This window comes from Pseudomonas sp. NFACC05-1 (genome assembly GCF_900100135.1).
GTDB classification, from domain to species: Bacteria; Pseudomonadota; Gammaproteobacteria; order Pseudomonadales; family Pseudomonadaceae; genus Aquipseudomonas; species Aquipseudomonas fluorescens_Q.
On sequence record NZ_FMTR01000014.1, the window covers coordinates 111,321 to 123,227 of the forward strand.

The 11,907-nt window shown below is 62.8% G+C and carries 11 protein-coding genes and 1 pseudogene; 5 read left to right on the plus strand and 7 right to left on the minus strand.

What is annotated here, in order from left to right; translation table 11 throughout:
• Positions 1-9: 9 nt before the first annotated feature.
• The 6 genes and pseudogenes from BLO97_RS32390 to BLO97_RS20230 all read right to left on the minus strand — a co-directional run.
• Positions 10-831: pseudogene (locus BLO97_RS32390) on the minus strand (cache domain-containing protein); the annotation flags it as partial.
• Between the two features lie 259 nt (positions 832-1,090).
• Positions 1,091-2,407, minus strand: coding sequence for a Na+/H+ antiporter family protein (locus BLO97_RS20210; protein WP_175489856.1), 1,317 nt, complete (start codon positions 2,405-2,407; stop codon positions 1,091-1,093).
• A gap of 253 nt (positions 2,408-2,660) precedes the next feature.
• Positions 2,661-3,974: a sensor histidine kinase gene (locus tag BLO97_RS20215; protein ID WP_063320295.1), complete on the minus strand. Its 1,314-nt coding sequence runs from the start codon at positions 3,972-3,974 to the stop codon at positions 2,661-2,663.
• Positions 3,971-4,639 carry a response regulator transcription factor gene (locus tag BLO97_RS20220; RefSeq protein WP_063320294.1) on the minus strand — a complete coding sequence of 223 codons (669 nt, stop codon included), beginning with the start codon at positions 4,637-4,639 and terminating at the stop codon, positions 3,971-3,973. Before BLO97_RS20220 ends, BLO97_RS20215 begins: the two co-directional genes overlap by 4 nt.
• On the minus strand, positions 4,639-4,950 hold the full coding sequence (locus BLO97_RS20225) for a PepSY domain-containing protein (RefSeq protein ID WP_063320293.1): 312 nt from the start codon (positions 4,948-4,950) through the stop codon (positions 4,639-4,641). The genes BLO97_RS20220 and BLO97_RS20225 overlap by 1 nt, the downstream gene beginning before the upstream one ends.
• Positions 4,950-5,258, minus strand: coding sequence for a PepSY domain-containing protein (locus BLO97_RS20230; RefSeq protein WP_063320292.1), 309 nt, complete (start codon positions 5,256-5,258; stop codon positions 4,950-4,952). Before BLO97_RS20230 ends, BLO97_RS20225 begins: the two co-directional genes overlap by 1 nt.
• 143 nt (positions 5,259-5,401) lie before the next feature.
• Here BLO97_RS20230 and BLO97_RS20235 point away from each other — a divergent pair, with 143 nt between their 5' ends.
• The 5 genes from BLO97_RS20235 to codA all read left to right on the plus strand — a co-directional run bounded on the left by BLO97_RS20235 (position 5,402) and on the right by codA (position 10,703).
• Positions 5,402-6,481, plus strand: coding sequence for a hypothetical protein (locus tag BLO97_RS20235; RefSeq protein WP_092149248.1), 1,080 nt, complete (start codon positions 5,402-5,404; stop codon positions 6,479-6,481).
• An 84-nt stretch (positions 6,482-6,565) separates the two neighbouring features.
• Positions 6,566-6,922: a 6-carboxytetrahydropterin synthase QueD gene (gene queD, locus BLO97_RS20240; RefSeq protein ID WP_003203918.1), complete on the plus strand. Its 357-nt coding sequence runs from the start codon at positions 6,566-6,568 to the stop codon at positions 6,920-6,922.
• 232 nt (positions 6,923-7,154) lie between these two features.
• Positions 7,155-7,985: an alpha/beta fold hydrolase gene (locus BLO97_RS20245; RefSeq protein WP_092347654.1), complete on the plus strand. Its 831-nt coding sequence runs from the start codon at positions 7,155-7,157 to the stop codon at positions 7,983-7,985.
• 186 nt (positions 7,986-8,171) lie between these two features.
• Entirely contained in the window at positions 8,172-9,443 is a 1,272-nt protein-coding gene (codB, locus tag BLO97_RS20250; RefSeq protein ID WP_072345861.1) for a cytosine permease, read from the plus strand.
• Between the two features lie 12 nt (positions 9,444-9,455).
• Positions 9,456-10,703, plus strand: a complete 1,248-nt coding sequence (codA, locus tag BLO97_RS20255; RefSeq protein ID WP_092347657.1) for a cytosine deaminase — start codon at positions 9,456-9,458, stop codon at positions 10,701-10,703.
• 66 nt (positions 10,704-10,769) lie between these two features.
• Here codA and BLO97_RS20260 read toward each other — a convergent pair whose 3' ends face one another.
• Entirely contained in the window at positions 10,770-11,762 is a 993-nt protein-coding gene (locus tag BLO97_RS20260) for a diaminopimelate epimerase (protein WP_092347660.1), read from the minus strand.
• Positions 11,763-11,907: the final 145 nt, after the last annotated feature.

The window sequence follows — 11,907 nt, forward strand, 5'->3', positions numbered from 1 at the left end:
GATCTTGTCGACGAAGCGGTTGAACGAACCGGCCAGTTGGCCGAGCTCGTCCTGGCTGGTGATGGTCAGCCGACGGGTCAGGTCGCCCTCGCCCGCGGCGATGTCGTCGAGGTTGTCTTTCATCAGGTGCAGGGGACGCAGGATCGCATTGGCCAGCAACAGGCCCACGACCGCGATCACCAGCAACACCACGGCGGCGATCCCGACAATGCTCAATATCACGCCTTGTACACGATCGTGGACCTTGGCTTCCACCAGGGCCACCTGGGCCTCGATGCCGTCCAGGTTGACCGAGCTACCGACTGCCAGATCCCACTTGGACAGGTACTCGGTGTAGCCGAGCTTGGGCACCAAGTCCTGGCTGCCGGGCAGTGGCGAGCTGTATTCCAGATAATGCGTTCCGTCCTTGGCGACTTTCACCAGGTCGCGGTTGACGTAGACACCGTTCGGGTCGCGGTTGTCCTTGAAACTCTTGCCAACGCCATCGGGGCTGTTGGCCTTGAACAGACGAATGGTCTCGGAGTCGTAGCCGAAGAAATAGCCGTCCTTGCCGTAGCTGATGTTCGACAGCAGCTTGATCGCCTGGGCACGCGCTTCATTATCGCCAGGCGCAGCGGCATCGTAGAGCGGCTTGATGGCGGTCAGGCCCACTGCCACATAGTTCTGCAGCGTGGCCTTGGCCTCGCTGAGCAGGCGTTCGCGGGTCTGCTGGACCTCTTTGCTAGCTTGCTCCTTCAAGATGAAAGCCGTGGTCAGGCTGATGATCACGGCGGACAGCAATACCGGCAGTATCGCAAGGGACAGGACTTTAGCCTTCAGGCTCAGGCGCATGCTGTTCACTCTTGTAGGTGTTATTGGCGTGGTTAGCTGTATTAACGGCACCGCACGGCAAAACTGTAGGACAGGTTTAACCGGCTATCGCGTACAGGCAGCAACTTCTTCGCGGGATTCAAAGGCCTCATCGCGAGCAAGCCCGCTCCCACAAGGGATCGCTGGTGCACACATATTCTGTGTTCATTGCGGATCCAGTGTGGGAGCGGGCTTGCTCGCGAAGGATGCGACTCGGTCCTTGAGCCCTGTTGAATCAGCCTTACAACACCATCGCCGCCACCCAACCAAACACCAGCAGCGGCAGGTTGTAGTGGATGAAGGTCGGGACCACGGTGTCCCAGATGTGATGGTGCTGGCCGTCGATGTTCAGGCCGGAGGTCGGGCCCAGGGTCGAGTCCGAGGCGGGCGAGCCGGCATCGCCCAGGGCGCCGGCGGTGCCGACGATGCAGACGATCGCCAGCGGGCTGAAGCCCAGTTGCAGGCACAGTGGCACGAAAATCGTCGCCAGGATCGGCACCGTGGAAAACGACGAGCCGATGCCCATGGTCACCAGCAGCCCCACCAGCAACATCATCAGCGCGCCAATGCCCTTGTTGTGGCCGATCCAGGCCGCCGAAGACTCCACCAGGCTCTGGACTTCGCCGGTGGCCTTCATCACTTCGGCGAAGCCTGAGGCCGCGATCATGATGAAGCCGATCATCGCCATCATCTTCATGCCTTCGGTGAACAGGTCGTCAGTCTCGCGCCAGCGCACCACCCCCGACAGCGAGAAAATCAGGAACCCGACCAGGGCGCCGATGATCATCGAGTCCACCAGCAGTTGCACCGCAAACGCCGCCGCCACCGCAAAACCGGCCACCATCAGGCTCAGTGGGTTGTAGCGCACGGCCACTTGCTCGACCCGGGCGATTTTCTTCAGGTCATAGACGCGCTTCTTGCGGTAGGAGAACAACGACAACAGCAGACCAAACACCATGCCCAGCGCCGGGATGCCCATGGCATGGGTGACGTTGATGCCACTGACGTCCACACCGCTGCGGGCGATGTTGGCCAGGAGGATTTCGTTGAGGAAGATATTGCCGAAACCAACCGGCAGGAACATGTAGGGGGTGATCAGGCCGAAGGTCATGACGCAGGCGATCAACCGGCGGTCCAGCTGCAACTTGGTCAGCACATAGAGCAGCGGCGGCACCAGCAGCGGAATGAAAGCGATATGGATCGGCAAAATGTTCTGGGAGGCGACCGCGACCGTTCCCAGCAGACCGATCAGCACCCATTTGACGCCCGTGCCGCCGGCGGTGTCCTGGCGATCCACCAGGGCCAGGGCTTTGTCCGCCAGGGCGTGGGCCATGCCAGACTTGGCAATCGCCACGGCGAACGCGCCGAGCAAGGCGTAGGACAACGCCACCGTCGCACCACCACCCAGGCCGGCGTTGAACGCCTTGAGCGTCGCCTCGATCCCCAGGCCACCCGTCAGGCCACCCACCAACGCACCGATAATCAGCGCGATCACCACATGCACGCGGGCCAGGCTGAGCACCAGCATGACGCCAACCGCGGCAATTACTGCATTTATCATCATTACCTCAAAGCACAGCGATGGAAAGCCACCGGACAAAAAGGTCGCGACTTTGCAGCAAGCGGCGGCAAGCTGCAAGGGCCGTGGGGCGGGTTTTCAAATCTCGCAATATTGACTACCACCGCCGCCCCACCCTAGTGGGAGCGAGCTTGCTCGCGATAGCGATCTTTCGGTAGCTATCCATGTGGCTGAACTGACGCCATCGCGAGCAAGCTCGCTCCCACAGTAGGGCGGCGCCATGCGATAGAGGTCAGCGCTTGGGCAACTCAATCACGACCTTCAATCCACCCCACTCGCTGTCGTCCAACGCCAGCAGGCCGCCCCAGGTGTCGACGATGTCCCGCACGATGCCCAGGCCCAAGCCGTGTCCATCGGTCTGTTCATCCAGCCGCGTGCCGCGGCTGAACACCTGGTCGCGGCGATCCCTGGGGATGCCCGGGCCGTCGTCTTCCACGGCCAGACTGAATCCGTCGGCTGTCTCGGTCATGGTCAGGCGCACTTCGGCGTCGGCCCATTTGCAGGCGTTGTCCAGCAGGTTGCCCAACAGCTCCAGCAGGTCTTCACGATCCCAGGGCAGGTGCAGGCCCGGCGGGGCAGCGTAGCTCAGGTGCAGGTGTTCGCCGTGGATCATGTTCAGTGTGGCGAGCAATCCCGGCAGCTCGGCATCGCAGTCCAGGTGCGCGCCGGGCAAGGCATCGCCGGACAAGCGGGCGCGGTTGAGTTCCCGGTTCAGGCGCTGGCGGACCTGCTCCAGTTGATCGAGCAGCAGCTTGCGCAACTCGGGATACGGATCGAGCTTCTCGTTCGAAGCCAGGCTTTGCAGCACCGCCAGCGGGGTCTTCAAGGCATGGCCGAGGTTGCCCAGGGCGTTGCGTGAACGCTTGAGGCTGTCCTCGGTGTGGGCCAGCAGATGGTTGATTTGCGCCACCAGCGGTTCCAGCTCCCGTGGCACCTGTTCGTCGAGTTGCGAACGCTGCCCGCGCTGCAACTGGGCAATCTGCTCCCGCGCCCGGTCCAGCGGACGCAAGGCGCGGCGCACGGTGATGCGTTGCAGCAACAGAATCAACAGCAACCCCGCCAACCCGAGCCCCAGGCCGATCTGCTGCATTCGGCGGAAGCTGTCACGCACCGGCGTGTAATCCTGGGCCACGCTGATGGAGATCGCCTGGCCCAGCCGTCGATAGTCGGTGCGTAGCACCAGCAGCTTCTGGCCCTCAGGCCCCAGTTGCAGGTTGCTGTGCAGGCCCGGGTGATCGAGCCGGGGCAATTCCTGGTCCCACAGGGAGCGGGAGCGCCAGTGCACATCGGCAAAGTCGATACGGAAATAATGTCCGGAAAACGGCCGCTGATAGGCCGGCGACAAGCGTCGTTCATCCAGTTGCAGCCCCTGCGGGCCGCGCACCAGGGCCACCAGCAGGTTTTCGCTGTCGTTGCGCAGCCCGGCTTCCAGGTAACGCTGCAAGCCCAGCTCGAACAACCACAGGCTGGTCTGTGCCAGAACCAGGCCGACCACCACCATCACACCGATCAACCCCAGGCTCAGGCGCCGCTGGATGGATCTCACTGCGCCTGCCCGCCGAACAGGTAACCCTGGCCGCGACGGGTTTCGATCACGCTGCGGCCCAGCTTGCGCCGCAAGTGATTGACGTGGACTTCAAGCACGTTGGAATCGCGCTCGGTCTCACCGTCGTACAGGTGTTCGGCGAGATGGCTTTTAGAAAGGATCTGCTCGGGATGCAGCATGAAATAGCGCAACAGGCGGAACTCGGCGGCCGTGAGCTGGATGTCGGTGCCGTCGCGGACCACGCACTGGCGACTCTCATCCAGGTGCAACCCGGCCGACTTCAGCGTCGGCTGGTTGACCTGGCCGTGGGAGCGGCGCAGCAACGCCTGGATCCGCAACTGCAGCTCTTCAGGATGAAAAGGTTTGGTCAGGTAATCGTCGGCCCCGGCCTTGAGGCCTTCGATGCGCTCGGCCCAGGAACCGCGCGCGGTAAGGATCAACACTGGCGTGCTCAAACCACCGGCACGCCATTGGGCGAGCACCTCAAGCCCCGGCACGCCCGGCAGGCCGAGATCGAGGATGATCAGGTCGTAGGGTTCGCTGCTGCCCTGGTACACCGCGTCGCGACCATCGGCGAGCCAGTCGACGGCGTAGCCCTGGCGTGCAAGCCCGGCCATCAATTCATCAGCCAGGGGCACGTGATCTTCCACCAGAAGCAGGCGCATCAGTCTTCCTTATCTTTGAGTAAGCGGCCGGTCGCGGCCTCCAGGTCCAATTCGCGCACGACGCCGTCGGTGTCCAGCAACTCGACCTCATAAATATAGACGCCGTGTTTCTCCTCCAGCTCGGCTTCCAGCAGTTTGGCGCCCGGGTGCAGGTCCAGCGCCTGTTGCAGCAGTTGCTCCAGCGGCAAGATCACACCCTGCTGGCGCAGTTGCAGGGCCTCGTCCTGATCCAGGTCCCGGGCCACGGCCAGCGAACAAAACGCCAGCAGCGCCAGCGCCCATCGATTATGGGCGCGCAGATTAAGCTTCATTACGTATCCTGATGATTCTTGAGCACCTTGCCGTTGGTGGCGTCCAATTCCAGATCCCACTCAATGCCCTTCGTATCGCGCAAATCCACCTGGTAAATGTACTTGCCGTACTCTTCGTCCAGCTCGGTATCGGTCAAGGTGGCGCCAGGGTGTTCGGCCAGGGCAGCGGCGTTGAGTTTTTCAAAGGACAGGATGGTACCAGCGTCTTGCAGTTTGCGGGCTTCGTCCGTGTCCAGGTCTCGTGCGTGAACCAGGCTGGTTCCCAGTGCCATCAGGGTCGCGATAAAAAAGGCAGTCAGGCGGTTCATGGGGTATCTCCTTCTTATAATCTTTACCGGGGCGACTGTATCGGGGTGAACTTAACTGAAACTGAATGGCCATCATGGGACCCACATCAATAACAAGGTTTTGTGTCGTTATAATCAGCCGCTTACCCGCATTCGAGACCGGTATGACCGCCATCCACATCAAGTTTCCCGCCCTCACCCTCAAGGCCGGCCCCCGTGCGTTCGCGCGGATTCGCCAGGCCGGCTTGAACGCCGCCGACGTCGGCATCCTGCCGGGCGCTGCCGGTGGTCCCAAGGCCCTGGGCATCCAGGGGCTGGACTTGGCGCTGTTCGACGAATGGCTGCCCGCCGCGCCCCGGGAGCGCTCGCTGATCGGGGCCTCGGTGGGTGCCTGGCGCTTCGCCAGCGCCTGCCTGCCGGATGCCGCCGAGGGCATCCGGCGCCTGGGCACCTTGTACAACGAACAAAGCTTTGCCAAAGGCGTGACCATGGCCGGGGTCAGCCAAAGCTCGCAACGCATGCTCGATGATTTGCTCGACGGCCGCGACGCTTCGATCCTCGATAACCCGCGATACCGGCTCAACATCATGGTGGTCAAGAGCCACGGCCTGCTGGCCCAGGATCATCGCGGCCGGCTGGGCCTGGGCTTGTCGTCGGTGATCGCCGACAACCTGCGAGGTCGGGCGCGGCTGTCGCGGCATTTCGAACGGCTGATCATCCATGACCCGCGCCTGGCCCCGCCCCTGCATCCGTTGAATGACTTTCCGTCACGCTTCGTTCCGCTGGCGGCCGGCAACCTGCGCCAGGCCCTGCTGGCCTCGGGCTCGATCCCGATGGTGATGGAAGGCGTGCGCGACCTGCCGGGCGCCGGTGCCGGTACCTACCGCGACGGCGGTCTGCTGGACTACCACCTCGACCTGCCCTACAGCGGCGAGGACATCGTGCTCTACCCGCATTTCACCGACCGGGTCATCCCCGGCTGGTTCGACAAGGGCCTGCCGTGGCGCCGGGGCAACGTCGACCGCCTGCAAGACGTGCTGCTGCTGGCACCGTCCCGTGAATACCTGGCGCGCCTGCCCTACGGCAAACTGCCGGACCGCAACGACTTCAAGCGCTTCATGGGCGATGACCCGAGCCGCCGCAAGTACTGGCGAACGGCGATGGACGAGAGCCGCCGGCTCGGTGACGAGTTCCTGGAGCTGACGGCCAACGGTGGCTTGGGCGAGCGTTTGCTGACCCTTTAGTCAGCACGGTCGCGCAACACCGTTATCAAACTGATAAACTCCGCCGCCTGCCTCGCGACCGCTACCTTCAAAGAGCCCGAACCTGTGGAAATCTTCAAAGAGTTTACCTTCGAATCCGCTCACCGCCTGCCCCACGTGCCGGACGGCCACAAGTGCGGCCGCCTTCACGGCCACTCGTTCAAAGTGGCGATCCACCTGAGCGGCGACATCGATCCGCACACGGGCTGGATTCGTGACTTCTCGGAAATCAAGGCGATCTTCAAGCCGCTCTACGAGCGCCTGGACCACAACTACCTCAACGACATTCCTGGCCTGGAAAACCCTACCAGCGAAGTCCTGGCCAAGTGGATCTGGAATGAATTGAAGCCATTGCTGCCGGAACTCAGCGCCATCCGCATCCATGAGACCTGCACCAGCGGTTGCATCTACCACGGCGAATAACCCCTTTCCTTGTGGCAAGGGAGCTTCTGTGGCGAGGGAGCTTGCTCCCGCTGGGCTGGGCAGCAGCCCCAAAAGCAGCGACTCGATTCAACCTGATACACCGCAATCTCAGGCTTGAGGACCGCTTCGCGGCCCAGCGGGAGCAAGCTCCCTCGCCACAAGGGTGTCTCCCCTGCTCAATGGCATTGGCCTATGCTCTAGCCCCTGAGCCATTTTCTGGGGAGTATCGATCATGACCCACTGGACGCTGGATCAAACATACGACTTCAACGGGCACTGCATCCGCTACGCCATCCACGGCGATGGCCCGCCGTTGGTGTTTGTCCACGGCACTCCTTTCTCTTCCTACGTGTGGCACCGGATCGCCCCGCTGTTCTTCGCCACCCACCGGGTGCATTACTTCGACCTGCTGGGGTATGGCCAATCCGCGCAACCCGATGCCGACGTGTCCCTCGGCGTGCAAAACCTGTTGTTCGCACAATTGCTGGAGCATTGGCGCCTGGATTGCCCGGATGTGGTGGCCCATGACTTTGGCGGTGCCACGGCCCTGCGCACGCACCTGCTAAACGGCAAGGATTACCGCAGCCTGACCCTGATCGACCCCGTGGCGCTGTCACCCTGGGGTTCGCCCTTTGTGCAGCATGTCCGCCAGCATGAAGCGGCCTTCAGCGGCCTGCCCGACTACATTCAGCGGGCCATCGTGCCGACCTATGTCCGCGGCGCGATCAAACGGGACATCCCGGACGCGGAACTGGCGCCCTACGTGCAGCCGTGGCTTGGCGAGCCGGGCCAGGCGGCGTTCTACCGGCAGATCGCGCAGATGGACGAACGCTACACCCGGGAAGCCGAGGGGCTGTATCCGAACGTGCGCTGCCCGACCCAGATCCTGTGGGGCGAGGATGATCAGTGGATTCCCATCGAGCGCGGCCGGGCCCTGCAACGGATGATCCCAGGGGCACAATTTCATCCCATTCCAAATGCCGGGCACCTGGTCCAGGAAGACGCGCCGGAGGCCATCGTCGCGGCGGTGTTGCGGTTCCTGCCATTGCATCTTGGTCCCTGAAGAAACCGCTCCCACAGGGGATTCCCTGCGAGTGAGATCCGTGTTCCAACTTGAATCACTCTTGCACCGCTTTTGGTCCCTGCGCCCACCCAATCCCCAGGATTGTCTATAAATAACCTCGCGATCACTCGCTTGGCACGGGCGCTGCACGTTTGCGATATCCCCATCATCCGCAAGGACCGCCACATGACTCAGAACGATCCGGGCAATGACTATCCCTTGAGCGAAGTCCCGATGCACGCTCGCAAGGGCCTGGCCTCCACGGCCATGGTGCTGCTGGGTTTCACCTTTTTCACCGCCACCATGTTTGCCGGCGGCAAGCTGGGGGTAGCGTTCGGTTTTGCCGAGATGCTCACGGTCATCGTCATCGGCAATCTGCTGCTGGGCCTCTACGCCGCAGGCCTGGGCTATATCGCCTTCAAGAGCGGGCTCAATTCGGTGTTGATGGGGCGTTTCTGTTTCGGCGAGGTGGGCAGCAAGCTCAGTGACTTGATCCTGGGGTTCACCCAGATCGGCTGGTACGCCTGGGGCACGGCGACTGCCGCGGTGGTGTTGGGCAAGTATTTCGAGTTGAGCGAGAGCACCGTGCTCGGGTTGATGGTGCTGTTCGGCCTGGGGTTCTGCGCCACGGCCTACATTGGTTATCGCGGCTTGGAAATCCTCTCCTACATTGCCGTGCCGGCCATGATGTTGCTGCTGATGCTGTCGATGTGGGTCGCGACGGTGAAGGTCGGCGGCTTCGAAGGCTTGTTGGCGGTGGTGCCGACGGGCAGCCTCGACTGGTCCACCGCCATCACGTTGGTGTTCGGCACCTTCGTCAGCGGCGCGACCCAGGCCACCAATTGGACGCGTTTCTCCCGCTCGGCGAAGGTCGCGGTGCTGGCGAGCCTAATCGGCTTCTTCCTGGGTAACGGCCTGATGGTGCTGATCGGCGCCTACGGGGCCATCGTCTATCAACAACCGGACGTGGTCGAAGTGTTGCTGCTGCAGGGCTTCGCCATGGCGGCGATGGCGATGCTGCTGCTCAACATCTGGAGCACCCAGGACAACACCATCTACAACTTCGCCGTGGCCGGTTGCAACCTGCTGCGCACCCGTCGGCGCAAGACCGTAACCCTCGGCGGCGCGGTGATCGGCACGTTGCTGGCGCTGCTGGGCATGTACGATCTGCTGGTGCCATACCTGATCCTGCTGGGCACCGTCATCCCACCCATCGGCGGGGTCATCATGGCCGATTTCTTCTTCCGCTGGCGTGGTCGTTATCCGCGCCTGGCCGAGGCGCAACTGCCGGCGTTCAACTGGCCCGGGCTGTTGGCCTATGGGGTTGGCACCGTCGCGGCGTTCAATTCACCCTGGGTCGCGCCGCTGGTAGGAATCGCTGCCGGCGCGCTAACGTATGTGCTATTGATCAGCGTAATGGGTACTCGCACCGCTGATGCGTCCCTACAAAACCTCTAAAGGATTCGCCTGATGCACATCATCAACGCCCGCCTGCGTAACCGTGAAGGCTTGCATGAACTGCACCTGGAAAACGGCTTGATCGCCAACATCGCCCGCCAGACCGAGGCACCCAGCCTCGGCCCGGAAGACCTCGATGCCGGCGGCAACCTGGTGGTCCCGCCCTTCGTCGAACCACACATCCACCTGGACGCCACGCTCACCGCCGGTGAACCGCGCTGGAACATGAGCGGCACGCTGTTCGAAGGCATCGAGTGCTGGGGCGAACGCAAGGCCACCATCACCGAGGAAGACACCAAGACCCGCGCCAAGAAAACCATCCAGGCCCTCGCCGCCCATGGCATCCAGCATGTGCGCACCCACGTCGACGTGACCGACCCCGAGCTCACGGCGCTCAAGGCCCTGCTGCAAGTGCGCGAGGAAAGTCGTCACCTGATCGACATGCAGATCGTCGCGTTTCCCCAGGAAGGCATCGAGTCCTATCGCAACGGCCGCGAGCTGATGGAAGAAGCGATCCGCATGGGCGCCGACGTGGTGGGCGGCATTCCCCACTTCGAGTACACCCGCGACCAGGGCGTCAGCTCGGTGAAATTCCTCATGGACCTGGCCGAACGCACCGGCTGCCTGGTGGATGTGCATTGCGACGAAACCGATGACCCGCACTCACGTTTCCTCGAAGTGCTCGCCGAAGAAGCCCGCAGCCGCGACATGGGCACGCGTGTCACCGCCAGCCACACCACGGCCATGGGCTCCTACGACAACGCCTACTGCGCCAAGCTGTTCCGCCTGCTCGGGCATTCGGGCATCAGCTTTGTCTCGTGCCCGACCGAAAGCATTCACCTGCAAGGGCGCTTCGATAATTTCCCCAAACGCCGCGGTGTCACCCGGGTCAATGAACTGCTCGAGGCCGGGATGAATGTGTGCTTCGGCCAGGACTCCATCGTCGACCCGTGGTACCCGCTGGGCAACGGCAACATCTTGCGAGTCCTCGAAGCCGGCCTGCACATCTGCCACATGCTCGGCTACCGCAACCTGCAAAGCGCCCTCGACCTGGTCACCGACAACAGCGCCAAGGCCATGGCCCTGGGCGAGCGTTATGGCCTGGAACCCGGGCGTCCGGCTAACCTGCTGATCCTGTCGGCGGACAGTGACTACGAAGTGATCCGCAGCCAGGGCTTGCCGCTCTATTCGATTCGCAACGGTGAAGTGCTGATGAAGCGGCAGATGCCGGTGGTGGAGTTTGCGCAGCAGCCAGGCTGATGTCCCTGTGGGAGCGGGCGCGCTCGCGATAGCGGCATCGGCCACGCCACAAACCTTCAGAAAGCTCTAGGGCACAGACCGCGCCGTCCCAAACAACCTGACCCGCGCCAACTCTCCCGCCTCTTCTTCCAGCAAAATCGGCGCAGTCCCCCCTGGCATCATCACACTCACCGCCCCCGCCTGCACCCAACCCACCCGCCATGCCGCACTGGCCACGGCACTGGCGCTGGTGCCCGAGGATGCGGTGGGACCTTCACCCCGCTCGAACACCCGGGCGGCGATTCGCCCTTCGGCTTCGAGCCAGGCCCATTGCAGGTTCACCCCCATAGGGCACGGCATTCCAGACCCACCCGGCGGAGCATAGGCGATGCGGGTCAGGCTCTGGCACAGTGCCGGCGCACGCATCTGCGAATTGCTCGGCAGCGCCTCGGCACTGTCCACCAGCGTCACGCAATGCGGGTTGCCAATGTTCACGAACTGGCTGTTGCCCCACGCCGGGTTCAATCGTTCAAGCGCCGCCACACGGCTGACATCGCACTGGTTGAACATCACACGCTCGACGTCCTGGGCACCGACGGCGCCGGGCCCGAACAGCGGTTTGCCCAGGTCCAGCCAGAAGCCTTGGGCGCCTTCGAATTCAGCAGCGCGAACCGAGGTTTGCAGCGGTGACAAACCGTCGGGTTTATCGTGATGGACCTGCAGCAAGCAATCACCCGTCCCTGCCATCAAGCCCTGCTCTTGCAAGGCCTGGGAGAAAATCGTCAAGCCGTTGCCACTGCGCTCGGCCAGGGTGCCGTCGGTATTGACGATCAACAGATCAAAGGGCGGTTCGTTCTGGAACGGGCCGATCAGCAAACCGTCACTGCGATGAGCCTTGGCTTGCGGCGGAGCTTCGCCCGGCGCCCAGGCGCAGAACGCGTGCACGGCAGCCGTTGCCCAAGACTCGCGTGTCTGCGCAGCCTGGGCAGCCGACTGAGGCAGAGCGATGCCGTGGTCTCGAACCTGCCGAGGGGAAATGACGCCATAGATATTGCCGCGCGCGTCATAAAACTTCGTCATGGATCTGTCCGGTATCAGCCAGCAAGGACCGCTACTTTATGTCGGCAAAGGCCAGGGAGCAAAGCTTGCTGGCAACCGGATATTCGCGTCGGCACCTTGGGGTCGCGGTGCGGTCAGTGGATATGCAAGCATAGGCTCCTGCCTG